We start from the raw sequence: 25,736 nt of genomic DNA, 5'->3' as shown, positions 1-25,736 counted from the left end.
AGAGATTATGTTGAATGCGAGGTGAATGGAAATGAAGTTATTTTTAAAATTTTAATGGACTTAGTGATTTGAGTAATGAATAGGTCCTTTTCAAGAAAGGCTCTCGTTTATCCCGCTATTCGCGGGCAGTAGGAGCCCCACCTCAAGATTCAGAGAGAAGCAAAGAAAATAGGTGGGGGATGAAGAAAATTCCCACTGATGGAAGTTTTACTTTATAAAATCTAAACTTCTTTAGTTATATCATACTTTAACAGTTGTCGTTGGTCATAAAACTTCTCATAAATAATACCCATTACATAGAAAAATAATAGACCAAAACAAATGTGGATGAGTGTAAATTTAGCTCCAAATGAAGCAAATTCATACACCATAACCGGTAATTTTGCAGTTGTCCAAACTCCTAGAAAAAATACAATGTATCGTATGCTCGCTCCTTTTTTTAATAAAAGTGCCGCGATTGGAAAAGCAACATAGAGGGGACCAGCTGCAATTCCTCCTAATAATAGGGAGAACAAGATGCCATAGATTCCAGATTTTTCCCCCATATATTTAATTAATGTTTCTTTCTTCACCCACTGGTCAAGCAATCCTACGAATAGTAAGACAGGAGGGAGTAGAAACAGCATATCTAAAATACTTTTTCCTGTTAATTGAAATGCGTTCCATCCCAACGATTGGTTTATAAAAGTCAATATAATGAGTCCCAATAGTAAAATAAAAAAGAAACGATATCTTCTTAATTCATTCATCCCATCACCACCCAAATAATATACGAAAATATGAGAGACATTAACAATGCAGATGCATTACGAGAATAAGCAAAACTTCGCCCAAATATCTTTTGTTCCATCGGTAAAGTTGTGATTCCTACTGACATTAATGTAGACATTAATGCCGCAACTTGAGGGAGGCCCGCACCATTTTGGACTAATGTATTTCCAAGAGGAAACACAACAAAGCTTGGAATGAGTGCAACAGAGCCAATTAATGCTGAATAAACAATACCGATGAATCCAGATTTTTCCCCAATGATGGAAGAAATGAAGGAAGGCGTTAATATAGACAGTGATAGTCCGACGAACAGCATAATGGATAGCATGGAAGGTATAAGATTACGAAACATTTTCCATGACTTTAATAGAGCATCTTTTGTTTTATCTCGATCTTTTATAAAAGAAATACTGATAAGAATAATAGCTATAGTGTAAAGGATAGCACCATTAATCATGATCAGACTCCTTCCATTCGTTATATTTGTTTAAGAAAAATGATAAATTCTTAATTTTTTCTTCAATATCTATTTGAAAATCTTCTAATTGTTTTTTTCCAGCTGTAGTAATTTTGTACATCTTTATCGGCTTATCTTGATCAGATGTATCTAAATAAGACTCAACAGCACCTTCTTTCTCTAATTTTTTTAGTGTGCGATATATGATGGCACTATCAATTGGATTAATGGGAAGCTCTTCTTCACATTTCTGCAGAAGTTTCCCTCCATAGCTATCTCCCTCTGTTAAAAACAGCAAAAGAAATGCACCTGTATGTCTCCCTGTATGTTTCATGAAATATATAACCTCCTAACTTTAAATGTAAAAAATTTTTTTCGTTAACATAACATTAAAATCATTACTGTTATTAACAGTATACTGTTAATAATATTATACTGTCAACAACAGTAATATGTTACTGACAGCATGAATTTAATATAATGTCATGTCAATTCACAAAAAATCACCTTTTAGTCAAACTAAAAGGTGATTTTTTGTGAAACTATATGAAACTGTTCTAGGTTATCATTAATGAATATCATGTTTTCTGAAATTACCGCCCTTTACTTCTGCTACGTCATATACTGTAACAAAGGCACTTTCATCAATTTCATGAATGATTTCTTTCATTTTACTTTCTTCTAAACGGTTAATGACACAAGTGATTTCTTTAAATTTTTCATGTGAATAACCGCCGTAAACTTCATTATAAGTTGCACTTCGACCTAAGCGTTCTCGAATCGTCTCTACCATTAATGCAGGTTCTTTTGTGATAATTTTAAATGTTTTAGAACCACTTAAACCTACTTCAACGATGTGAATGACTTTAGAAGCAATAAAGTAAGCAATGGCTGAAAGAATAGCTCCTTCAAGGCCAAATATTGTTGAGACAAAAATAAAGACAAACATGTTTAAAAATAAGATGAGGTCACTTGTCCCAAAAGGTAATTTTCGAGAGAGTAATACGGCTAACATATCAATTCCATCTAATGCGCCGCCATTACGCAATGCTAACCCCATACCAAAACCGATGATAATCCCGCCAACAACGGTAATTAACAATGTATCACCGTGAATAATAGTTCGTACGTTGTGCATAAGAACGGTACCGATTGCTAGTGAAGCAATACCGATAACCGAATAAATAGCAAAATTTTTACCAATTTGCTTATACCCTAACCAAACAAACGGGATGTTAATGATTGCAATTAGAAGTCCTAATGGTAATCCAAGTAGTTCTGAGCTAACGATACTTAAACCTGTCACACCACCATCTGAAACGTTGTTTGGGATTAATACTGATTCTAGTCCATATGCTGTTATAAATGCCCCAATAATAATCATTAATACTCGAAAAATGATTTTTAGTTTATTGGACTTGCGTTTTTTACTTATACTCATATAATTCCTCCATTTCAAATTATGTTCTTTTTTCGTTCCTACACGATTTTAATGAGTTAGACCCATTCCTAATAACTATTCTAACATATTATCAGCAAAATATTTCTCGACACTGCCCCTTTATATAGAAAAGTTAACAATCTTTCCTAAAATGTAAAAATATATCCAATTTCCCTTTGATTTTTGTCAAAATGGATGAAACGAATAAAATCTGAAAGCTATGATTGAGGATGATAGTAATTTATCCCGCTATTCGCGGACAGTAAGACCCCCAAGATTTAGAGGTAAACAAAGAAGATAGGTGGATAACTGCTGGCATGCGCTTGATTGGTGAAGGTTTTCTATTAATATGGGACCCCTACTTCAAAATCCAAGAAAACGTTGTTGGTGAAGAACTGGGATATATCAAAAAGACATACTTTTCAAAGGAGTGTTCTTTCATGTTTATAAAATCTGTAAATTTAGCTATTCGTTTTCTTCTAGAGTTATGTGCCCTTGTATCACTAGGTTATTGGGGCTTTCAAGTCGGGAAAAGCGTGTATACAAAATTTGTTTTTTGTATTGGCTCACCATTACTATTGGCGATATTATGGGGGACTTTCATTGCACCTAAAGCATCGTTGAGACTGCCAGAACCGTACAGATTTCTTCTGGAATTAATAATCTTCGGAGTTACCTCATCCGCCCTGTATTTTGTTGATAAACCAATCTTAGCTATTATTCTTGGAATGGCATTCATAATTAACCGCATTTTACTCATTATTTGGAAACAATAATTAGAAATATCAACTAGTTCAGCACAAGTAATAGGTTGATACCACGCATTACTTCTCGTTTTTCTATAGGATAATCAACAATTAAGTTTAACAGAGACATTTAATTAACGAGGCAGGGTAATTGAATAAGAGGTTGTTAGATTGATAAGTATCTCTTATATGTATCCTAAAGTTTTGGCTCATTTTACCGGAGTAAAAGATAGTGTACGATGAAAGTAAGTATGAAGTGAAAGGAAATGATGCCAATGCTTACGTTTCGGCTTGTCGATATAGAAAAAGATAAACAGACGATCATTAGATTTTTTACAGATACAGGTGAAGGAGAAGAATTGGAGTTTAACGAAGACGAATACATCAAATATGCAAAGCAAAAGCAATTGAATTTTCCTGAAGGATTCATTTTATTGGAACGTGATCAACAGGCAGTTGGGGAATTAGTTCTAAGGTATGATAGCTATGAAGGAAGAGAGGTTGGGTATGTAAGTTTTGTGTATGTAATTCCAGAGGGGCGCGGGAAGGGATATAGTCATGAACTGTTTCAATATGCGGAGGAGCAATTTAAAAAACGTAATGTATTTGAATATCATCTGCGCGTTGCACAGTCTAATTTGAGAGCGATTAAATTTTATGAGAAACAAGGACTCGAAATACTAGGAGAAGAGCGAAATTCTTACAATCAATGTTGTTGGAGAATGGGGAAGAAGATGTAGGTAGGCAAAGAAAATGTATATATAGAAATTTATAGAGTGGTGATCGTATTGACAAGTAAATTTCCTAATAAAATTCATATCATCGGCTCTGTTGGGAGCGGAAAAACAACCTTAGCAAGAACATTGTCTTCGGAGTTAAATATTCCATATTACGAGCTAGATAACGTTGTTTGGAGAAGGTCTGAAAATGGAGATATAAGAAATACGCCTGAAGAAAGAGATGCGCAATTGAATGATATTGTCAGTTCAAATCCTTGGATTGTTGAAGGGGCTCATCATAAATGGGTAGCTCCAAGCTTTCAACATGCGGATATGATCATATTTTTAGATGTAGCTCTTTCGAAAAGGATATATAGAATAACAAAACGATTCGCTTTACAATTACTAAGACTTGAAAAGGCGAACTATAAACCTACTTTCAAAATGTTTTTGATGATGTTTAAATGGACAAACGATTTTGAAAGGGGGAGTAAAGCGGAGATTTTACATATGTTAAGGGAGCATAACGATAAACTTGTTGTGGTAAAAGATAACAGGGAAGTTGATAAAGAGAGGTTAAAGGTATGGTAGACGTAATTATTCTGAATGGTGGATCGAGTTCCGGGAAAACCACTATCGCAAAATGTCTTCAAAATTCATTGCCAACGTCATGGTTAAGGTTCAGTATCGACGATTTAATCGACGCCATGCCGGGTGCAATGATGGAGGCAGACAGCGGAATTCAATTCGGTGACGATGGGTCTGTCAGTCCAGGTACGGAATTTCGTACATTAGAATTTGCATGGATGCATGGTATTGGCGAGATGGTCCGTAGAGGGGCCCGAGTGATTATCGACGATGTCTTCATTAGCGGAGTAGATTCTTGTAATCGTTGGAAAGCTGCCTTGGAAGGATTGCAGGTGCTGTGGGTTGGTGTTTTCTGTGACCCTATTGTGGCGTCCACTCGTGAGAGGGAACGAGCGGACCGCGTTGCAGGAATGGCAGTTTCACAAGCGACTTCGGTTCACGTTGGCATACATTATGACATCAAAGTCGACACAACAAAGACATCGCCAGAAGAATGTGCCCGAATGATCTGGCAAAAAAACACCCCATAGAAGAACCTACGAGGTGTTTTTAAGCAAACGGGCGCGATTGTGGAGTAACACAGGCAGAAAATGATCAAACTTTTTATAAAACCGAAATATAGACCTGCTGGATAAGAATCCATTTTGATTCTCACTAAATAAGGGTTTGCAAAACATTTTTGAACAAACTTTATTCCAAAGCTACAATTCGCTCTATTTTGAAATTTTCTCCTTCTTTATCGCCATAAATGTATGACAAATACCCCAGCCGTCGAATTTTATAGTTATAAATCACGGAACAATTTCAAAAACAGTACCTTGGTTAAAATCAGTCACTTTCATAGAGCCGTAAACCCCTAAATATAGTCTAGTTTGGTCCAGATTCGTTCCCAAACTAACATAATAAGATGATTGAGACCCAAAATTATAATCGGTTTCAATAACACTAAAATCATTTAGTTTACAATCTGTACTTAAGCTAGTATAAGCTAAAACCCCTCTAACCGGAGGCCGAGATTCTTCTTGCTGGGAAAAATCTGTAAACACAACGCTTCCCGTTAAATTTGGGATTCCATTCCCCATATATGGCTGGACTCCTGTAAGTGCAGTTCCTCCAAACTTGTCGGGTCTGGGATCTTTATGAAAATAACTAGTTAAAGGTTGTAGACGCCCTACTAAAGTCTTTACTGTTTCATTGTAATAAGCAATTGTTTTCTCAACCAAAGTCGGATTCGCAGAACATCCACTTATAAACGCAGTAGGAAAAGCACCTTCCCACCCCCGCCAACCAAAATTAATAAGTCCGTCTGGGTCAGGGTTCGATTCCATTAAAGAAGCTTGAATAAGCTGAGTAACCGGTATTGGTTTATAATGTACGAATGAAAAAATCGACTCTACCAAATCCTGTCCGACAATCCCTACATATTTGATATACTGATTATAAAACCTTTGAAATGAAATGCCTGTTATATTACGAACCCCTTTGGCAATTACCGTAAGCGTTTCCTGAATAGGTGAGGGAAGTTCATTAAAACGTGTGACTACGGGTGGATTATTGATAAATGTATTCTTAACTACATCAATTTCAATGATTTTACCGGCTATTTCCATATCGTCCTGACTTAAATTAAATGGATCATAGCCTGCTCCACCATCGCCAGTTGTTAAAACAAGTTTTCCGGTTTCAGGTGAAAAGTTTAAGCTATTGACACCATTATGATTAAAAAATGGTCTTCTTATGTTAAGTAATGTCCGTCGTTTTTGAGGTTGGCCATTCGATTGTAAAATCCATTCTTCAACTGTATCAATATGATCATATTGAGTTTCTCTATTTGTCCACCTTAGGTTTAAAGTACTGGGATCACACGGGTTAGGCTTAAAATGTTCAGAAAGAGCCCCTGGACCTTGTGTTCCAGCTACTGAATAATGAAGATAAAACAAACCGTTATAATAAAATTCTGGATGAAACGCTAGCCCTAGCAATCCCCGTTCATCATATCCACTACCAGAAACACCTTGTTCAGATGTACCTAATTTTATGATTCGCGGGCGAATATCTAAAAAAGTCTTGATAACTCCGTTTCCTATGTAAAAGATCTCTCCTACCTGGGTTGCAATAAATAATCTTTCAATTGAGTCACCCGGAAGTATCGTTGTTTTTAAAACAGTGGGTAAATTTATCTTACTTACAATGGGTCGTAAACGAACCTTAACTTTTATCAACTAATTTTACACTCCTTCTCATAGTTTTCTTTTATAAGAATATGATTAGAATTGTTCTATTATTATCAAATTAGGGACGGGGAATTAGGGGAATTTCCTTTTCATATTGGTCCGTTTTTGGTAGATTCTATGTGAATATTAAGATGGACAAATAGAAATTTCAAACTGTTTATATTACTCAACGCAATTGTAGATGGTGTTTTTACTGTATGGATTTCAGTACATTACTGAAAGTAAAAGGGAATGTACTTAATAATATTGTGAATGAATCACTGAAAGTAACGGATGCTTATCTTCAATAAGATCTTCCACAATCGGGCGCTTTAATAGGATAACGAAAAAGCCCAATTTCTTAATATTAATACTAAGAAGTTGGGCTTTTCATATTGGAATTTCTTAACGTTGTAAATTCGTATTTTCCTGACGCTACACTAAATAATTGGATATTTGGATATCATTTTTTGTGAGTCATTTGTCTTGGAAAATGGGGTTTTTCTTCCTTTGAATTTGCAACAATTATGGTCATGTAAATACATTGATAAAAATGAGAAACTGTGGTAAATTTATATAGATACACTGACAATGGATTTTTTGTGTAAATTATCCCTATTTTAATTATACATCATAAAATCCTTTTTAGTCAACTCCTATTTTTATTTTTTTAAAGGAGTGTTTGATATGAACATGGAACTTCGCCAGGAGCAAGAACGAGTGGACAGCGTAATTGGTTGATTAGATGAACAATTTTTGTCATATGATTCGTCTTGGTATTGAACGATAAATGGGAGGGAAAGAAATGAAACCATATGTACTAGAGTTTCGGGAAATCGATAAAACGAGACAAATGTTGGTCGGTGGCAAAGGCATGAATTTGGGGGAACTATCGAAGATTCATGGAATACAAGTGCCAGAAGGATTTTGTGTTACCACTGAGGCTTATAAAAGAGTCGTTGGGAAAAATGTGGAGCTTCATCAATTACTGGATCAACTAACACTGTTAAAAGTAGGGGATCGAGATCAAATTGGTGAAATCAGCAGGAAGATTCGGAAAATCATTATGGAAGTAGAGATTCCTTCCGATGTTGTGAAAGCTGTTGCTTACTATCTCTCCCAGTTTGGCGATGAACATGCTTATGCAGTGCGTTCCAGTGCAACTGCTGAAGATTTACCATATGCCTCTTTTGCCGGTCAGCAAGACACCTATTTAAATATCATCGGAAAAGAATCCATTTTGCGGCACATCAGTAAATGTTGGGCTTCCCTATTTACGGATCGTGCCGTGATTTACCGTATGCAAAACGGATTTGACCACAGCCAAGTGTATTTATCCGTTATTATTCAACGGATGGTGTTCCCACAGGCTTCAGGAATTTTATTTACCGCTGATCCGATTACTTCCAATCGAAAGGTGCTATCAATCGAAGCTAGCTTTGGACTAGGAGAAGCACTGGTCTCCGGCTTAGTATCTGCCGATTGCTATAAGGTGCAAGAAGAAAAGATTATCGATAAAATGATTGCAACTAAAAAATTGGCTATCTATGGACGAAAAGAAGGCGGAACAGAGACACAGCAGATAGATCCTGATCAGCAAAAGACTCAAACGCTTACTGAACAACAAATTTTACATCTAGCACGTATCGGAAGACAGATCGAAGCTTATTTTGGTTGCCCACAGGATATCGAATGGTGTTTGGCTGATGATACATTTTACATTGTCCAGAGTCGTCCAATCACGACTCTTTTCCCCATCCCTGAAGCGAATGATCAAGAAAATCACGTTTATGTATCTGTCGGTCACCAACAAATGATGACCGATCCCATAAAACCATTGGGATTGTCATTCTTCCTGTTAACGACTCCCGCTCCTATGCGTAAAGCTGGTGGAAGGTTGTTTGTTGATGTCACACATCAACTTGCTTCATCTATCAATAGAAACATTTTATTAAATGCCATGGGACAACACGATCCGCTCATGAAAGACGCACTTATGAACATCATTGATCGAGGAGATTTTATAAAATCGTTACCAAATGATAATAAAGCACCAAATCCCAGAAGAGACAATACAGATATGCTGGCACAAATCGAAAACAATCCATCAATCGTTTCTGATTTGATTAAGCGTAGTCAAACATCCATAGAAGAGTTAAAACAAAACATCCAAATGAAATCAGGATCAGATTTATTTGATTTTATTCTAGAAGATATTCAGGAATTAAAGAAGATTTTATTTGACCCACAAAGTTCAGCTGTATTTATGGCTGCCATAAATGCTTCAACATGGGTCAATGAAAAAATGAACGAGTGGTTAGGTGAAAAAAACGCAGCAGACACGCTTTCTCAATCTGTACCAAACAATATTACTTCGGAAATGGGTCTGGCGCTATTGGATGTCGCAGATGTGATTCGCCCTTATCCCGAAGTAATTGATTATTTACAACATGTAAAAGATGATAACTTTTTGGATGAACTGGTTAAGTTTGATGGTGGACGGGAAGCCCAAGACGCTATCTATGCTTATCTCAGCAAATACGGAATGAGGTGTGCCGGAGAAATCGATATTACTAGAAGTCGTTGGAGCGAACAACCAACTACACTTGTCCCCATGATTCTGGGTAACATCAAAAACTTTGAGCCAAATGCTAGCAATCGAAAATTTGAGCAAGGGCGACAGGAAGCTTTGAAAAAAGAACAAGAGTTATTAGATCGATTGAAGCAATTACCGGATGGTGAACAAAAAGCCAAAGAAACAAAAAGAAAGATCGACCTAATCCGGAATTTCATCGGTTATCGGGAATATCCAAAATACGGCATGGTTAATCGCTACTTCGTTTATAAGCAGGCTTTACTGAAAGAAGCCGAACAACTCGTACAAGACAACGTTATTCATGAAAAAGAAGATATATACTATCTCACCTTTGAAGAACTTCGCGAAGTCGTACGCACAAATAAACTGGATTACCAAATCATTAGCAAACAAAAAGAAGAGTACAAACTATATGAAAAACTAACTCCCCCACGTGTTATCACGTCTGATGGTGAAATCATTACGGGTGAGTATAAACGAGAAAATCTCCCGGCCGAAGCTATTGTAGGTCTACCTGTTTCTTCCGGAGTTATAGAGGGAAGAGCACGTGTCATCTTAAACATGGAAGATGCTGATCTAGAAGATGGAGATATATTAGTCACCTCCTTTACTGACCCTAGCTGGACACCATTGTTTGTATCCATAAAAGGCTTAGTCACCGAAGTTGGTGGATTGATGACCCATGGAGCAGTTATCGCACGTGAATATGGCTTACCAGCAGTTGTTGGGGTGGAAAATGCTACGAAGCTGATCAAGGATGGACAAAGGATCAGGGTGAATGGAGCAGAAGGGTATATAGAAATACTATAATTCATTACATTTAAGTCATAAAAGAAGAGCATTCGAATTAGGAGAATCATTCATGTGTTAAAACTATAATTAGAAAAAATACTCATATTTTTGAAATCCTTTTTCTTAGATAAATAGACAGCAAAACCCTCACTTAAGTGAGGGTTTTGCTGTCTAGAAAGATTTATACAAATAAGCTTAGTAATAATGTAAATCCTAATCCAGATACGGAAATGATAGTCTCAAGTAAGGTCCATGTTGCAAATGTTTCTTTCATACTTAAACCAAAGTATTCTTTGAACATCCAGAAACCAGCATCGTTCACGTGTGAAGCAATTAAACTACCAGCTCCTGTTGCAAGGACAACTAAAGAAAGGTTAACGTCAGAGTGACCTAACATCGGAATCACTAAACCGACAGTTGTTAATGAAGCAACCGTAGCAGATCCTAAGGAAATACGTAAGATGGCAGCGATGATCCAGGCAAGCAAGATTGGTGATAATGAAGTTCCTTTGAATAATTCGGCTACATAGTTACCAACGCCGCCATCAATTAATACTTGTTTGAAGGCTCCGCCTCCACCAATGATTAAGAGCATCATCCCGATATTTGAAATCGCTGTTGTACAAGATTCCATCACGCTTTTGATTGGAATATTTCTTGAGAGTCCCATTGTATAGATAGCAACTAATAAGGATATCAACATGGCAGTATCAGCATTCCCAATAAACTGGATGGCTGCTAGTAAACTATTATCTTTAAATCCCATTGTTTTTTGCAGCAAAGTAATAATCGTAGCGATTGCCATTAAAATAACAGGCAGTAAAGCGGTAAAAACACTGATTCCAAAACTAGGTGTGTCTTCAAGTTTAAATACTTTCTGTTCACCTAGAGATTTGATATTACCAGTTTTGTTGAATGCTTCAGGTACTAGCTTTTTCGCAATTTTAGTAAATACAGGTCCAGCTAAAATAACTGTTGGAACCGCTATCATAAAACCATAAAGTAATACTTCACCGATGTTTGCATGCAATTCACCAGCAATAGCGGTTGGTCCTGGGTGTGGCGGTAAAAATCCGTGTGTCACAGATAAAGCTGCTGCCATCGGAATACCGAGATACAAGATAGAAACTTTTAATTCTCTTGAAATAGCAAATACAATCGGAATTAATAATACTAATCCTACTTCAAAAAATAATGCAATACCGATAATAAATGAGGCAGTCACGACAGCCCATTGAATGTTCTTTTTACCAAATTTATTCACAAGGGTCATGGCAATGCGTTGTGCGCCCCCAGAATCTGAGAGCAACTTACCTAACATCGCACCAAGTCCAAAAACGAGTGCTAAATGGCCAAGTGTGCCGCCTAATCCTGCTTCAATCGTTTTGACAATTTTTTCTGGTGGCATTCCAAGTGCTAAAGCAACGCCAAATGATACAATGATTAATGAAATAAAGGTGTTTAATTTAAAGCGCATTATCAGTAAAAGTAATGCTAAAATCCCAATTGCTACAATGACTAATGGCATTGTAATTTCCCCCTAATATTAGCTGTATTTGTGTTTATCCCGCTATTCGCGGGCAGTAAGCCCCCACTTCAAGATTCAAAGAGAAACGAGGAAGTGGGGGATCACTGATGAAAGTTTTACTGTATTAAATTTCTTTGATAATTAGCAATTCGTGTATAATCTTCTTCTAATGCTCTTGATAGGTTAATAAATATCGGCAGTAATTGTCTGTATTCTTTTGTTGCTTCTTCTTTCGGTGTGTGTTTGTAGGTGCTGCCAACCATTTCGGAAACGATTTCAAAAGAATCAATTTTTCCTGTAGCATAGAGACCTAATATACATGCACCTAGACAGGAGCTTTCGTAGCTTTTTGGAACAACGACTTCAGATGCGAAAATATCGGACATCATTTGTCGCCAAACGTCAGACCTTGCGAAGCCTCCTGTTGCTTGAATACGGGTCACAGGACTGTCCATGCATTCAGTTAATGCTAAAAATACAGTATATAAATTATAAATAACGCCTTCTAAGGCTGCGCGAATCATATGTTCCTTTTTATGTGACATCGTTAAACCGAAGAAGGAGCCACGTACATCTGGATTCCATAATGGCGCACGTTCACCTGCGAGGTATGGATGGAATAATAATCCGTCTGCACCAGGCCTTACACGTTCAGCGATTTTGGTTAATACATCGTATGGATCAATTCCTAGTCTTTTTGCAGTTTCTACTTCTGATGAAGCAAGTTCATCGCGAATCCAGCGAAGGACCATGCCGCCATTGTTTACCGGTCCACCAATTACCCAATGCTTTTCTGTTAGGGCATAACAGAATATTCTTCCTTTTTTATCTGTTTGCGGCTTGTCAATAATGGTTCGAATAGCACCACTTGTCCCAATTGTGACCGCAATCTCGCCTTTTCTAATTGCATTCACACCTAGATTAGAAAGCACTCCATCACTAGCACCAATGACAAATGGTGTTTGTGGATCGATACCAATCTTTTTGGCTAAATCCGGATTGCAGTTGCTAAATATCGTAGTGGTTGGTACGAGCTCAGATAATTGAGCAGGTGCTATACCAGCAATTTTTAAAGCTTCTTCATCCCAATCTAGCGTTTGTAGATTCATCATCCCCATGCATGAGGCGATGGAATGATCGACAACATATTGATCAAAGAATTTTTTAAAGATATATTCTTTTATTCCAATATATTTTTTCGTTTTAACAGCGATTTCAGGATGGTCATTCACAATCCAAGTAATTTTACTTAATGGTGACATAGGGTGAATGGGTGTTCCTGTTCGTCTATAAACTTCATGGCCATTCCGTTCATCTTTGATTTTACGTGCCCATGCTTCACTGCGATTATCTGCCCAGGTGATGCAAGGTGTCAGCGGCTGGGCATTTTCGTCCATGGCAATGACACTATGCATAGCACTGCTAAATGAAATAAACGATGGTTTTTTATCTGAATGATGTTTCATTATATTTGAAATTGCTTGTAAAACAGCTTGGAAAATCTCTTCTGGATCTTGTTCCGCTGTGGATATATCCGGTGTGCGAAGTGGGTAACCAATATTCTCTGTTTGGATGACTTCGCCTTTTTCAGTAAATAATACAGCTTTGGTACTTGTTGTACCGATATCTATACCTAACATATAGCTACTCATGTTCTTGCTCTACTCCTTTAGATAACATTTGTTGTGACATCCAGAGATCTTCAACTTTCCCTTGAACATCATCAAAGTTTTGATGTAAGGCTTTAATCATGAGAGCTCGATCTTTTGATTCGATTGCTTTTATATAAAGCTCATGATTTTTAATAACCCGTTCAAAGTCTTCATACTTTTCCTTGAAGCGGGTACGCATTGATAAAAGGATTAAACTTTCCATAACAGGCTTTAAATTATTCCAAATCATCAGGATGTGGGAATGCTGAATGGTGCGAATAATCGTTTCATGGAATAAGACATCTTGATAAGAAAACTCATCAGCATCATGATATTTGATGGCGATTTTCATCATTTCCATAATTTTATTTAGTTCCTTTACTAACTCATTCGTGTCCATCTTTACAAGTCGTTCAAAGATAAACGTTTCTATGAGTAAACGGACATCATATATTTCTTCGATTTCTTTTTCGGTTAAACCAATGACAACGGCGCCCATTCTTTCTAAGCGAATTATATTTTCAGAAGCTAGTACTTTTAATGCTTCACGAACGGGTGACCGACTTACAGAAAAATCGGCAGCTAATTTATTTTCCGATAGAATGATACCGCTTTCAATTTTACCTGCAATAATACGCATTCTAAGTTCGCTTGCAACACGATCACCAGTAGAAGCTTTTGAAAGCCATTTTTCAGGATAAAGAAATTCCATTGATTCCGTCATAACGTCACCTCATGTTAATCAAGTATACTTGTATACAAGTATTATAACTCGGATTTTTAATTATGCAAGCGCTTTTATTTTGTTTCGTCTAGATCCCCTTCAGTATTTGTTCAAGTTTGATGAGAGTTTAGAATAATAAGGAATGATAAACAAACTTTATTTTCCAGTTTATATACGGAAGATAAATACGTTTTATAAAGTGAAACTTCCATCAGTGGTGGCAGCTCCTATTAATGGTTAATTGAACCAATCGGGCACATGCCAGCAGTTATTCTCTGCATATTTTCTTTATTCCTTTCTGAATAAAGGATCTTACTGCCAGCGAATAGCGGGAAAAACAAGTAAATAAATTAGGAGGTATTTATAAGTGCAGAAACACATTGACAATTTTTACATAGATTGATAAGGTTATAAAAAAATATTCTTATCCAGAGAGGTGGAGGGACTGGCCCTACGAAACCTCAGCAACAGGTCTGCTTAAGATACTGTGCTAATTCCAGCGGGTGATGAACCTGATAGATAGGAGGGTACGTTTTTATTTGTCAGCCACGCACTCTTTTATAGAGTGCGTTTTTGTTTTCTCTGGATAGTAGGAGGAGAGTAGGAATGGAAAACCAAAATAGGAAAGAATTTCAAAGGAAAATGCAAGCACGTCATTTAGTTATGTTATCACTTGGTGGAGTAATTGGAACTGGATTATTTCTAAGTTCAGGTTACACGATTCAACAAGCTGGCCCATTTGGTACAATTCTTTCCTACCTGATTGGTGCACTAGTGGTTTATCTAGTTATGCTGTGTTTAGGTGAGCTTTCCGTACATATGCCTGAAACAGGTGCATTTCATAGTTATGCATCTAAATACATTGGACCAGGGACAGGGTATACCGTAGCTTGGTTGTACTGGTTAACTTGGACTGTTGCTTTAGGTTCTGAATTTACTGCTGCAGGGTTGCTTATGCAGAGATGGTTTCCATCCATCAATGTCTGGATATGGAGTGCACTTTTTGCCATTTTAATCTTTGTATTAAATGTACTGACGGTTAAATTTTTTGCTGAATCTGAATTTTTGTTTGCCTCTATAAAGGTAATAGCTATTGTAATATTTATTGTTTTAGGAGCAGCAGCAATAGTAGGTTTTGTTCCGATGGCTCATTCAAAGCCAGCGCCATTCTTTTCTAACTTTATAAGTACAGGTCTATTTCCTCATGGTGCTTTTGCCATTATAATGACGATGCTTGCCGTTAATTTTGCTTTTTCAGGAACGGAATTAATAGGAATTGCGGCCGGTGAAACAGTGAATCCAGAAACAGCGATACCTAAGGCCATTCGTATTACTTTGTGGAGATTGATTATCTTTTTTGTAGGAACGATCATTGTTTTATCTGCGTTATTACCTAGTTCCGATGCAGGAGTATTAGAGAGCCCCTTTGTTGCCGTTCTTGAACGAGTTGGGGTGCCATATTCGGCAGATATTATGAATTTCGTTATACTAACGGCTATTCTATCTGCTGCAAACTCAGGTCTTTATGCCTCTTCTAGAATGCTGTGGTCGCTTGCCAATAAGAACACAATATCTCCTATTTTTGCAAAAATGACAAAACAGGGTGTTCCAATCAATGCGGTCATTTTCAGCATGTTGGGAGGAGCTTTGGCTCTGTTCTCAAGTATCGTGGCACCGGATACTGTGTATATTGTGCTAGTTTCCATTTCAGGTTTAGCAGTGGTTGTAGTTTGGATGAGTATTAGTGCTTCACAGTTCCTATTTCGCAGACAATATGTAAAAGAAGGAAATTCTGCAGATGACTTGGTCTATCGTACACCATTCTATCCGCTGGTACCAATCGCTTCTTTTATCATTTGTTTTGCGTCATGTGTCGGGATTGCGTTTGATCCTACACAACGAATTGCTTTATATTGTGGTGTTCCATTTATATTGTTTTGCTACGGAAGTTATTATCTAACACAAAATGTAAAGAAAAGGGGAATAGATTATGTCCAACAAAATCAATCCAATTGATGCAATTTTATCTCAACATTCAATTATGCTGCTTGACGGAGCGCTGGCTACAGAACTGGAGTCACACGGATGTAATTTGAACGATTCCCTTTGGTCAGCACGTGTATTACTTGAGAATCCGGAATTAATTTATAAGGTCCACTCTGACTATTTTCATGCTGGAGCGGACTGTGCCATTACGGCAAGCTATCAAGCTACTGTTGATGGTTTTTCTGGGCGCGGAATACAAGAAAAGGAAGCTTTAGAGTTAATTAAGCAAACAGTGTTACTTGCAAGAAGAGCAAGGGATGATTACTGGAAGAAGAATACGCAAACGAATAGGCCTAAACCATTGGTTGTTGCATCTATCGGTCCTTATGGAGCTTACTTGGCAGATGGTTCAGAATATATTGGCAATTACGGTGTCACAGATGAAACGTTAGCAGAATTTCATCGTACAAGAATGTCAGCGTTGATTGAAGCGGGGGCCGATCTATTAGCCTTTGAGACGATTCCTTCCTTGCAAGAAGCAAAAGTATTAGATTCATTATTGCGGGATTTTCCAGAAACATATGCTTGGCTATCATTTTCTTTAAAAAATGAGAAAGCGATAAGTGATGGTACTAAGCTTGCGGATTGTGCAAAGTTGTTTGAGGGAAGTGAACAAATTGCAGCAATTGGTATCAATTGTGCACCAGTAGCTGTTGTTACAGGGGCTATCCAAGAATTGAGTAGAAACACAAAAAAACCGATTCTTGTTTATCCGAACTCAGGTGAAATCTATAGTCCAGAAACCAAAACATGGTCTGGTCAACAATTATGTAACAGTTTCGATATAAAATCTAAAGAATGGTACAATGCAGGGGCTCGGTTAATAGGAGGATGCTGCAGAACCACACCTCATCATATTGAGGAGATTTCAAAAATATGGCGGACTTCCTAGACTTGTATCTGAACAAAGCAAATAGAATCTATTTGGATAATGCTTTTCTAGATCATTCGTTTGAGATATTAATAATGTGTGAAGAAGGCTAATAAAATGAGTAATTAAAACTTCATTTAAGTACACTAGGGTGAACCGTACTATAAGTGATAGTAAAGAGGATATTATGCTTCTATAGCGAAATAAGTTTAATAGATGAAGGGGGGCGATATGATGAACATGAAAATGAAGAACGGTTTGGAGAATAGGTGTAGAAAACTATAATGAAAAGGAGTTTTTCTATTGAAGCAAGCGTTGCTTATTATTGATGTTCAACAAGAATTAGTTGATGGAAATGATAAAAACAAAAGTGTACTGAATAAAGACGTATTATTAGAAAATATTAATTTCGTTATTAATAAAGCATTAGAATCACAAATTTTAATCGTCTTTATCAGGGATAAAGATGTTGCTGACGGCAAAGGTCCAGGGTTTCAAATACACCCAAAAATAAAAGTGCCAACCACTGCAAAAATATTTGATAAAGCGGCTACAAATTCGTTTTACGGTACGCCATTAATGAGTTTTTTAAAGGACAATGAGATTGAACATCTTGTTATTATGGGATGTAAAACTGAACACTGTATTGACACAGCGGTTAGAACGGCAACGGTGAGTCATTTTGATGTTACTTTAGTTGGGGATGGTCATTCGACGACAGATTCTTCAACTTTATCTGCCGAACAGATAATAAATCATCATAATGAAATACTTCATGGTCATTACAATGTTGACAATTTTTCTGTCGTTCGTACTACTCAAGAAGATTTGTTTCAACCAATCCATAATAATTACCGGTAAATCGCTCCTCTTTACTTAGGAAGATCGGAAAAACATGAATATGATTTGTTAGGAGAAGATAGCGATGAGCATGAAAACAATGAACGCTGTATTAGGATCAACATCAGAACATTACAAGAAATTAGGTCTTAAAAAAGGACAAATAGAAAAATGGGAAGACGGTATGCGTACGGATGGAAGTGAAGGGACTTACGAATGGTGGTACTTCGACGCTCATTTGAATGATGGTTCAAAACTGGTGATTGTATTCTTTACAAAACCATATATTGAAAATAACAAACCACTTACTCCTTTTGTTACTTTCAATCTCGATCTTTCTGATGGACGTACGATCAAAAAAATCTATCAGACTTCAGAAAAAGACTTTTTCGCCTCTAACGATCAATGTGAAGTCCGTATTGGACCAAACATCTTCAAAGGCGATTTAAATACTTATCAAATCCATATCGAAATTGATGATGTCTTAGCTGATATCACGATTAAAGGTGCGGTTCCCTCTTGGAGGCCGGAAACTGGTCATTGGTTCTATGGAAACGGTGAAGAGAAGTATTTTGCCTGGTTACCATCTGTTCCTTATGGAATCGTAGAAGCAGACATAAAAATAGATAATACTATTCAGCATTATATTGGTACTGGATACCACGATCATAACTGGGGGAATACTCCCATGATGGAGCTTATGAATAACTGGTATTGGGCGCGTGCACAAATTGGGGATTATACAGTAATCGCTTCATTTATTACGGCTGAACAAAAGTACGGATACGAAACATTCCCTATTTTCATGCTAGCTAAAGAGAATGAGATTATCGTTGATAACGAAAGAAACGTTCGTTTCACGGCATGTAATAAGTATGTAGACTCTTTTACTGGAAAACCAGTAGCAAACACAACTGTGTACGACTACAAAGATGATACACACCATTACACCATTACATTTCAACGAGAGAAAAATCTTGTGGTCCACAAATTTATAGATGAACTAACAGGTAAAATAAAAGAATCAGCTATACAGTCCGGTTTTGATGGGTCTTATCTGAGATTCACTGGTGATGTTCAGCTAGAGCGATTTGAAGGTGATGAAGTGGTGGAAACACTGAACGAAGAGGCGATATGGGATCTTATGTATTTTGGGAAAGTTCGCCAGTAACTTGTTTTAAATGAAAGGATCCACAGTTTTCTTTTTAACACTGTGGATCTTTTTATATTATTCATTTAATGACCAAAATCTTCAATACTATAGACATATCGTTTTATCCCGCTATTCGTGGGCAGTAAGACCCCTACCTCAAGATTCCGAGAAAAGCGAAGAAGATAGGTAGGGGATAACTGCTGGAATGCACCCGATTGGTTTTTGTTGAATTAGAATTGTTTTCTCAAGAATTACATCGATATATGTCACCACATGCTTTAGATCATTTAGCTAGAGAAGTAGGATTTATTCAACGAAGAAGTAAATATCGTGCACAAGATTTAGCGGCGCTTCAATAAAAAAATTATTTATTATAAACTTAGAGACTTATTCATGGGGTTAGAGAGGGGAAAAAGAAATGCAATATCCAATGTTCTTATCTAAGAGATTAACAATACGCCCATTTCAATTAGATGATGCTTCGAAAGTTCAAGAATTAGCAGGAGATAAAGAGGTGGCAAAAACTACTACAATTATTCCTCATCCATATCCCGATGGCTGGGCAGAAGAGTGGATTACATCTACTTATAAAGCTATGGATAAAGGGGACAGTTTCCACTTTGCGATGGTTAATGAGCAAAATATGCTTATAGGTTGTATATATCTTTTTATTAATAAAAAACACAACAAAGGAGAACTGGGCTATTGGCTGGGTAAATCATATTGGGGGAAAGGGTACTGTACAGAAGCAGGGAAAGTCATCGTTAAGTACGCATTTGAAGAATTAAGTCTAAATCGTATTTATGCTGATGCCTTCACTAAAAATCCTGCCTCTAGTAAAGTCATGCAAAAACTAGGATTGAAACATGAAGGAACATTTAAACAGAGCTGTTTGTACTGGGGAGTTTATGAAGATACTGTTGTTTATGGTTTGACAAAGTCTGATCATTATAAGGGATAGCGCCGCATCACTATCAAGCTAATAAAATAAAATACCCCCATAATGAAAATTCTGCGCACATTTGATAGAAAAGTGTTTACTTTTATCATTTGGGGGAGTTTCTTAAGTTGTCCCTTTATAAACTTTATATTTACCAAACAGGCCTTAACCTTGATGATAATTTACCTTCATTTGCTTCATAAACTAGTTTTGTTAAATCTTCTTTGAGCATTTGCATTCGTTCAGCACCTATGTTTTCAATCCAGCGCTGTTCTATCTCAGTTAGTATCTCCTCTTTTGCTTTCACTACTAACCAACCTCGTTCGGTCAAAACAATAATTTTCCCTCTCTTATCAGTGGGATGAGTTTGGCGCATTACATAACCACTTTTCTCAAGATAATCCACCATTTTACTCACGGCTTGCTTTGTAATTCCTAAGTATTCAGCTAGTTCTATACCTGTTGCTCCATCAGGGGTGATACATTTAAACATAAAACCATGTACAGGTCTAATATCTCCAAACCCCAATTCACTCAATCTGTCATGTAGTTCATTAATCGATGCACTAAAGGATAGTGACAAAAGTGATGTAAGATCCAATTCACTCAATATTTGATGATTCATACATAAAACCCCCTTAAATAAAGTCAATTAAGTTGACTTTATTTAAATTCCATTGTACTATACGCAATATAGTCAATCAAGTTGACTATATTTTGATTATGAAAGAAATAGGATTCACCGAAACAAAAATTAATAAATTATGGAGGTTTCTCATGGCTAACATCGTGAAAATTAGAGGAAGTGTGTTTGCTCCGTATGCTTGGTTGGAACCTATTAAAGATCCTGCAACAGGAAAGATTTTTGAATATACTGGTGATGCACGTGAATTTACACCATATGCTGTAAACACAATGCGGTCAAGATTAGAGCAAGAAGTGATTATTGATTTTTATAAAAAAGAAATTTTCACATATACAAATGCTTGTATCGTAACTGTAAAAGTTACAAAACCAGATGGTTCTATTGATTATAAAAAAGGCAAAACAAGTACAGAAAATATTGAATGTACGAATGTTATGTGGGGCGCTGATGAAGTTTCTTTTGAAATGAAGGCAAGTGCAAGCAATCCTTTAAATACAGCAGCACCTGCGGCTGACTATTTATTAACTATACGTGTTAACAAGAGTGGTGTTGCACAAATTAAAGGTTCCCATGATGGGTTCCCTTGCTATGAATTTTATAAACAAACAGATTTTGGTCCATTTGAATTAATATATACACATGATTTCAGAGAAACTGGCGACACTCCAGCAGCGCTAGCCGGAGAAATGGAATACAGTTTTAAAACGACGGTCTAGGCATAAATATGAATCAGAAGAGTATCGCTATTTAAACAAGGAACAGCAATTGATTATGCGAAAGAAATTGCGACCTGTTTTGCTCAATGGTTTTATGTATTACCCAAAATAAAATTAGAATTACAGAGGTGGTTCTCATGACTAATATCGTTAAAGTTAGAGCGAGTGTATTTATTCCAATGTCTTGGACTGAACCTAAGAAGGATATTCAAACAGGAAACGTGATTCAATTCGAAGGTGACTCACGTGAATTTACACCTTATGCTGTAAACGCTATGCGTTCTAGAGTTGAACAAGAAGTAGTTGTAGATTTTTACAAAAAAGAAATCTTCACATATGCGAATACTGGTATAACAACAGAAAGAGTCACAAATCCAGATGGTTCCGTTAATAAAAGAACAGGAAAAGCTAGTACGGAAGGTATTTTGTGCACTGATATTGTATGGAGTTCTGATGACGTCAAATTTCAAATGAGTGCAAGTGCAAGCAACCCATTAAATGTATATGCACCTCCGGTTGACTATCTATTAACTGTACATGTCAAAAAAGATGGTACTGTGGATATTGAAGGTTCCCATGATGGGTTCCCTTGCTATGAATTTTATAAACAAGCAGATTTTGGTCCATTTGAATTAATATATACACATGATTTCAGAGAAACCGGTGATACGGCTGAAGCTCTAGGTGGAGAAATGGAGTATAGTTTTAAAAAGATATTGTAACAATATGATGCTCTTTTTAGTGAGTAAATATAGAACAAAGTAAGAGTGAATAACAGGAGGAAAACAGAATGACAACAGTTTTATTTGTAAAAGCAAACAATCGTCCAGCAGATCAGGCAGTTAGTGTGAAATTATATGAGGCTTTTTTAGCAAGCTACAAAGAATCACATTCCAATGATACAGTGGTAGAGCTTGATTTATACAATGAAGAATTGCCATATGTAGGAGTAGACATGATCAACGGCACTTTCAAGGCTAGTAGAGGACTTGAATTAACAGAAAAGGAAGCAAAAGCAGTAGCTGTTGCTGATAAATATTTAGATCAATTCCTTGCAGCTGATAAAGTTGTGTTTGGTTTCCCATTATGGAACTTAACAATTCCAGCTGTGCTGCACACATATATTGATTACTTAAACCGTGCGGGCAAAACATTTAAATATACACCAGAAGGTCCAGTAGGTCTTATTGGAGATAAGAAAATTGCATTATTAAACGCAAGTGGCGGTGTATATTCTGAAGGACCAGCAGCTGAAATGGAAATGGCTGTTAAATATGTAGCAAGTATGATGGGCTTCTTCGGTGTAAAAGATATGGAGAAAGTAGTAATTGAAGGTCACAACAAATTCCCAGATAGAGCAGAAGAAATTATTGCTGCAGGGCTTGAAAAGGCTGTTAAAGTAGCAAGTACGTTCTAATTAACAAAACATTTGTCACTCAATATGGCAGTACCAACACTTTTATAGCGGTGGTACTGCTTTTTATTTTGTTTGTAAAAAAAGACATTAAAGTAACTTTTTAAATTACGAAAAAAGCGCTATTCTTTTTATAGAAATGTATAAAAAGAATAGCGTTTTTTATGAACGTTTCTATTCAAGATGATTTTCAATCAAAGGAGTTGAATGAAAAACAAAATGGAAAGCATATTATTGAAGTATTTGACTAAATTTACAACGCTGAACGAAGAAGAACAACAAGCAATCGTTAAAGATATACTGATTGAAGAATATAAAAAAGGAACAATGCTCCTTAGACAAGGGGATGTTCCTACTACATGTTATTTCGTATTGAAGGGTTGTGTTAGGCAGTATTCTATAGATGAAACGGGAAAAGAGGTTACATCTAATTTCTACACAGAAGAACAAGCAATTGCGAATTTCAATCATCATAAACAAGACAAGGCATCGACATATTCGTTAACTTGTGTAGAAGATTGTATATTGGTCGTTGGTGACCTTGATACGGAAAAGGACATGTATAATAAATATACACAATTGGAAACAATGACACGCAAGATGATTGAGGAAAAACTAGGTGACATGCAAGATGAAATGGCTGCATTCATTGCATCTACACCTGAAGAGCGCTATAAAACACTATTACAGAAACGACCTCAGTTAGTCGACCGTGTGCCTCAACATCAGTTGGCAAGCTATCTTGGTATTACCCCGGAATCATTAAGCAGAATTAAGAAACGAATCTATGAAAATAATATTTAGGAAGTTGTGACTTTTCCTCCCTTGAACAGCAACCATATACCAAAGCCCAATTCTCCTGCAATCATTGGCACAATAAATACAAAGTTAAGTATGGAAATAACTTCATCATATTCTGGAAGAAACGTGTTGCATAGGTGAATGACAATGTAGCCTATTGAAGCAAGTAACAATAAGATGCTAATGACTTTTGGTATGCTGTTTGATTTGAAAGCTACATAACCCACAATCATGAGATGCCCACCAAAAATGATTAAACCAATAGACCAAATAGATTGAAATGCTTCCAAAAATAGCATCATCTGTGCTTGACGTTGATCGGTTTTAAATAAGGATAAATAGTCTGTATGTTTCGTCAGAAGCAACGCAAATATTAAATTCAGTATGGCAATTCCCAATATAGTCGCATAAGTAAGACGGAGCCATGCACCAAGCAATGAAAGGTTTTTATGAATGGGCTTCAGGAAGATATAGAAAGCCCAGGCGACTACAATGTCACTTATCAGGATGATGATCCAACCAAAGATTTCAGCCTTAAAAAGGATATTTGAGGACATGATGTTGTGAAATGTGGCGCCAGCATCGCCCTTCACAACAAGGCTTGTATGGGCAAAGCCATAGGAAAAAAATGAAACAAGTGCCATGATGATAAGTAATATACCAGCAGTCAGAGCGTATTTTCGCTGATCCGATTGCTTTTTTACTATGATAGCCATAAGATAGCCTCCTATATTACATTGTTAATTTTCATTTTAGTGGGAAGGTGATAATTGGTCATTGACTTAAGTCAAGAGTGGAAATTTCATAGATGTTCCTAAGCATTCATTAACAATTTAATAGATTGAGAATATAAATATGAATATAAAACAATATAAGTTAATGCCATAAAAAATTAAACGATTCAGGAGTGTTCTATCATGTCATTTGGAATTGATGTTAGTCACTATGAGGGGACAATTGATTGGAATCAAGTAAAGAATGATCCTAGACAAGTAAATTTTATGTTTGCAAAAGCAACAGAGGGTTCTGAGCAAGGTACTAATTATGTCGACCCTACCTTTCAATACAATATAAATGGTGCGAATAATGTCGGCATTCTTACAGGGGCTTACCACTTTTTTCGAGCAATCTCTGTTAATGATGCGAAACAAGAGGCTGCTTTCTTCATTAAAAATTTACAGAACGTAACATTAACTGCACCTGTATTTGTCGATGTAGAAGTCAATGATGGGAATTTAGATCCGGATACATTAACAGATGCTGTGAATGCATTTTTAACAGAATTAAAAAATGCAGGGTATATAAATAACGGGGTTTATAGCAATCTATATTTCTTTGAAAATAGTCTAAATCCTTCGCGGTTACTAGAAAATACTTTATTGTGGATTGCACGTTATAATGACAGGGGTCCAGGAATTGACTGTGATATTTGGCAATACACAGATAGCGGAACAGTACAAGGGATTCATGGTAATGTCGATTGTAATACATCCTATATAGACTTGGATGTCAGTAATCCTAATGGAAGCAGCAGCAACTATATAGGGGTTGCTACAATCACAGGTGATAATGTGAATTTAAGAGATCAACCTTCTATGAATGGCAATGTGATTCGTAAATTACATCATAATGAGTCCTATAAAGTATATTATGAACAAAATGGATGGTTAGGCGTAGGGAGAGATCAATTTATTTATTATGATCCTAGTTATATTTGTTATTGTAACTATATAGGGGTTGCTACAATCACAGGTGATAATGTGAATTTAAGAGATCAGCCTTCTATGAATGGCAATGTGATTCGTAAATTACGTCATAATGAGTCGTATAAAGTATTTTACGAACAAAATGGATGGTTAAATTTAGGGGGAAACCAATTCATTTATTACGACCCTAGTTATATAAATTATGAATTACTTTCTGTATGTTCCGATTGTTAAATAACGGACAAACCCAAAACAGTATACGCTACGATTATTAAAATTGTTAGCACACATCAAATTGAACTGTACCTTGAATCGTGGGCACTAAAAAAGTCCATGATTCGGGGTTTTTGTTTTTTTACACTTATCATCTCGTTTT

General features: G+C 36.5%; 26 protein-coding genes and 1 riboswitch. Of the genes, 16 read left to right on the top strand and 10 right to left on the bottom strand.

All coding sequences use genetic code 11. The features are described from left to right. Nucleotides 1-221: 221 nt before the first annotated feature. The 4 genes from ACFQZ1_RS12830 to ACFQZ1_RS12815 form a co-directional block, all read right to left on the bottom strand. A complete protein-coding gene (locus ACFQZ1_RS12830) occupies nucleotides 222-749 on the bottom strand; it encodes a permease (RefSeq protein WP_377882562.1) in 528 nt (175 codons plus the stop codon). Next, nucleotides 746-1,228 (bottom strand): hypothetical protein, encoded by a 483-nt coding sequence (locus tag ACFQZ1_RS12825; protein WP_377882561.1) that lies wholly within the window; start codon nucleotides 1,226-1,228, stop codon nucleotides 746-748. Before ACFQZ1_RS12825 ends, ACFQZ1_RS12830 begins: the two co-directional genes overlap by 4 nt. Then, a complete protein-coding gene (locus ACFQZ1_RS12820; protein WP_377882560.1) occupies nucleotides 1,221-1,562 on the bottom strand; it encodes a PadR family transcriptional regulator in 342 nt (113 codons plus the stop codon). The genes ACFQZ1_RS12825 and ACFQZ1_RS12820 overlap by 8 nt, the downstream gene beginning before the upstream one ends. Before the next feature lie 234 nt (nucleotides 1,563-1,796). Next, entirely contained in the window at nucleotides 1,797-2,669 is an 873-nt protein-coding gene (locus ACFQZ1_RS12815; RefSeq protein WP_377882559.1) for a YitT family protein, read from the bottom strand. A 440-nt stretch (nucleotides 2,670-3,109) separates the two neighbouring features. Here ACFQZ1_RS12815 and ACFQZ1_RS12810 point away from each other — a divergent pair, with 440 nt between their 5' ends. The 4 genes from ACFQZ1_RS12810 to ACFQZ1_RS12795 all read left to right on the top strand — a co-directional run bounded on the left by ACFQZ1_RS12810 (nucleotide 3,110) and on the right by ACFQZ1_RS12795 (nucleotide 5,252). Continuing rightward, nucleotides 3,110-3,445 carry a YrdB family protein gene (locus ACFQZ1_RS12810; RefSeq protein ID WP_377882558.1) on the top strand — a complete coding sequence of 112 codons (336 nt, stop codon included), beginning with the start codon at nucleotides 3,110-3,112 and terminating at the stop codon, nucleotides 3,443-3,445. A gap of 245 nt (nucleotides 3,446-3,690) precedes the next feature. Beyond that, complete coding sequence (locus ACFQZ1_RS12805; RefSeq protein WP_377882557.1) at nucleotides 3,691-4,155, top strand: GNAT family N-acetyltransferase; 465 nt, start codon at nucleotides 3,691-3,693, stop codon at nucleotides 4,153-4,155. A 48-nt stretch (nucleotides 4,156-4,203) separates the two neighbouring features. Further along, nucleotides 4,204-4,725: an AAA family ATPase gene (locus tag ACFQZ1_RS12800; protein WP_377882556.1), complete on the top strand. Its 522-nt coding sequence runs from the start codon at nucleotides 4,204-4,206 to the stop codon at nucleotides 4,723-4,725. Continuing rightward, nucleotides 4,719-5,252, top strand: coding sequence for a chloramphenicol phosphotransferase CPT family protein (locus ACFQZ1_RS12795; protein ID WP_377882555.1), 534 nt, complete (start codon nucleotides 4,719-4,721; stop codon nucleotides 5,250-5,252). Before ACFQZ1_RS12800 ends, ACFQZ1_RS12795 begins: the two co-directional genes overlap by 7 nt. A 261-nt stretch (nucleotides 5,253-5,513) precedes the next feature. On the opposite strand, the gene ACFQZ1_RS12790 is transcribed toward ACFQZ1_RS12795, so the two are convergent. Beyond that, nucleotides 5,514-6,944, bottom strand: a complete 1,431-nt coding sequence (locus tag ACFQZ1_RS12790) for a PQQ-dependent sugar dehydrogenase (protein ID WP_377882554.1) — start codon at nucleotides 6,942-6,944, stop codon at nucleotides 5,514-5,516. 796 nt (nucleotides 6,945-7,740) lie between these two features. Here ACFQZ1_RS12790 and ppsA point away from each other — a divergent pair. Continuing rightward, nucleotides 7,741-10,341, top strand: coding sequence for a phosphoenolpyruvate synthase (gene ppsA, locus ACFQZ1_RS12785; RefSeq protein WP_377882553.1), 2,601 nt, complete (start codon nucleotides 7,741-7,743; stop codon nucleotides 10,339-10,341). Between the two features lie 163 nt (nucleotides 10,342-10,504). On the opposite strand, the gene gntP is transcribed toward ppsA, so the two are convergent. From gntP to ACFQZ1_RS12770, 3 genes are all read right to left on the bottom strand, one after another. After that, a complete protein-coding gene (gntP, locus tag ACFQZ1_RS12780) occupies nucleotides 10,505-11,851 on the bottom strand; it encodes a gluconate permease GntP (RefSeq protein WP_377882552.1) in 1,347 nt (448 codons plus the stop codon). A gap of 116 nt (nucleotides 11,852-11,967) precedes the next feature. After that, nucleotides 11,968-13,503 carry a gluconokinase gene (gene gntK, locus ACFQZ1_RS12775; RefSeq protein ID WP_377882551.1) on the bottom strand — a complete coding sequence of 512 codons (1,536 nt, stop codon included), beginning with the start codon at nucleotides 13,501-13,503 and terminating at the stop codon, nucleotides 11,968-11,970. Next, nucleotides 13,496-14,227 carry a GntR family transcriptional regulator gene (locus ACFQZ1_RS12770; RefSeq protein ID WP_377882550.1) on the bottom strand — a complete coding sequence of 244 codons (732 nt, stop codon included), beginning with the start codon at nucleotides 14,225-14,227 and terminating at the stop codon, nucleotides 13,496-13,498. The genes gntK and ACFQZ1_RS12770 overlap by 8 nt, the downstream gene beginning before the upstream one ends. A 421-nt stretch (nucleotides 14,228-14,648) precedes the next feature. Continuing rightward, nucleotides 14,649-14,753: riboswitch (SAM riboswitch) on the top strand. Nucleotides 14,754-14,833: 80 nt separating this feature from the next. On the opposite strand from ACFQZ1_RS12770, the gene mmuP reads away from it, so the two are divergent. The 6 genes from mmuP to ACFQZ1_RS12740 all read left to right on the top strand — a co-directional run bounded on the left by mmuP (nucleotide 14,834) and on the right by ACFQZ1_RS12740 (nucleotide 20,098). Then, nucleotides 14,834-16,243 (top strand): S-methylmethionine permease, encoded by a 1,410-nt coding sequence (gene mmuP / locus ACFQZ1_RS12765; protein ID WP_377882549.1) that lies wholly within the window; start codon nucleotides 14,834-14,836, stop codon nucleotides 16,241-16,243. After that, on the top strand, nucleotides 16,218-17,165 hold the full coding sequence (mmuM, locus tag ACFQZ1_RS12760; protein WP_377882548.1) for a homocysteine S-methyltransferase: 948 nt from the start codon (nucleotides 16,218-16,220) through the stop codon (nucleotides 17,163-17,165). Before mmuP ends, mmuM begins: the two co-directional genes overlap by 26 nt. Before the next feature lie 282 nt (nucleotides 17,166-17,447). After that, entirely contained in the window at nucleotides 17,448-18,005 is a 558-nt protein-coding gene (locus tag ACFQZ1_RS12755; RefSeq protein ID WP_377882547.1) for a cysteine hydrolase family protein, read from the top strand. A 64-nt stretch (nucleotides 18,006-18,069) separates the two neighbouring features. Next, nucleotides 18,070-19,155 carry a hypothetical protein gene (locus ACFQZ1_RS12750; RefSeq protein ID WP_377882546.1) on the top strand — a complete coding sequence of 362 codons (1,086 nt, stop codon included), beginning with the start codon at nucleotides 18,070-18,072 and terminating at the stop codon, nucleotides 19,153-19,155. Nucleotides 19,156-19,352: 197 nt separating this feature from the next. Next, nucleotides 19,353-19,496 (top strand): hypothetical protein, encoded by a 144-nt coding sequence (locus ACFQZ1_RS12745; RefSeq protein ID WP_377882709.1) that lies wholly within the window; start codon nucleotides 19,353-19,355, stop codon nucleotides 19,494-19,496. 59 nt (nucleotides 19,497-19,555) lie between these two features. Continuing rightward, a complete protein-coding gene (locus ACFQZ1_RS12740; RefSeq protein WP_377882545.1) occupies nucleotides 19,556-20,098 on the top strand; it encodes a GNAT family N-acetyltransferase in 543 nt (180 codons plus the stop codon). A gap of 130 nt (nucleotides 20,099-20,228) precedes the next feature. Here ACFQZ1_RS12740 and ACFQZ1_RS12735 read toward each other — a convergent pair whose 3' ends face one another. Next, the gene (locus ACFQZ1_RS12735) at nucleotides 20,229-20,702 is read right to left on the bottom strand and encodes a MarR family winged helix-turn-helix transcriptional regulator (RefSeq protein WP_377882544.1); all 474 of its coding nucleotides are present in this window, start codon (nucleotides 20,700-20,702) and stop codon (nucleotides 20,229-20,231) included. Between the two features lie 152 nt (nucleotides 20,703-20,854). Here ACFQZ1_RS12735 and ACFQZ1_RS12730 point away from each other — a divergent pair, with 152 nt between their 5' ends. From ACFQZ1_RS12730 to ACFQZ1_RS12715, 4 genes are all read left to right on the top strand, one after another. Beyond that, nucleotides 20,855-21,439 carry a DUF3238 domain-containing protein gene (locus ACFQZ1_RS12730; RefSeq protein WP_377882543.1) on the top strand — a complete coding sequence of 195 codons (585 nt, stop codon included), beginning with the start codon at nucleotides 20,855-20,857 and terminating at the stop codon, nucleotides 21,437-21,439. Nucleotides 21,440-21,576: 137 nt separating this feature from the next. Further along, a complete protein-coding gene (locus ACFQZ1_RS12725) occupies nucleotides 21,577-22,161 on the top strand; it encodes a DUF3238 domain-containing protein (protein WP_377882542.1) in 585 nt (194 codons plus the stop codon). 68 nt (nucleotides 22,162-22,229) lie between these two features. Beyond that, nucleotides 22,230-22,856 carry an FMN-dependent NADH-azoreductase gene (locus tag ACFQZ1_RS12720; protein WP_377882541.1) on the top strand — a complete coding sequence of 209 codons (627 nt, stop codon included), beginning with the start codon at nucleotides 22,230-22,232 and terminating at the stop codon, nucleotides 22,854-22,856. 216 nt (nucleotides 22,857-23,072) lie between these two features. After that, nucleotides 23,073-23,657 carry a Crp/Fnr family transcriptional regulator gene (locus ACFQZ1_RS12715; protein ID WP_377882701.1) on the top strand — a complete coding sequence of 195 codons (585 nt, stop codon included), beginning with the start codon at nucleotides 23,073-23,075 and terminating at the stop codon, nucleotides 23,655-23,657. Here the strand turns inward: ACFQZ1_RS12715 and ACFQZ1_RS12710 are convergent. After that, nucleotides 23,654-24,370: a DUF4386 domain-containing protein gene (locus ACFQZ1_RS12710; RefSeq protein WP_377882540.1), complete on the bottom strand. Its 717-nt coding sequence runs from the start codon at nucleotides 24,368-24,370 to the stop codon at nucleotides 23,654-23,656. The genes ACFQZ1_RS12715 and ACFQZ1_RS12710 overlap by 4 nt on opposite strands. 201 nt (nucleotides 24,371-24,571) lie before the next feature. On the opposite strand from ACFQZ1_RS12710, the gene ACFQZ1_RS12705 reads away from it, so the two are divergent. Then, a complete protein-coding gene (locus ACFQZ1_RS12705; RefSeq protein ID WP_377882539.1) occupies nucleotides 24,572-25,594 on the top strand; it encodes a GH25 family lysozyme in 1,023 nt (340 codons plus the stop codon). Nucleotides 25,595-25,736 lie beyond the last annotated feature (142 nt).

The organism is Bacillus sp. CGMCC 1.60114 (assembly GCF_042676365.1).
In the GTDB taxonomy this organism is placed as follows: domain Bacteria; phylum Bacillota; class Bacilli; order Bacillales; family Bacillaceae_G; genus Bacillus_A; species Bacillus_A rhizoplanae_A.
This window is presented reverse-complemented; position numbering and strand designations above follow the sequence as displayed.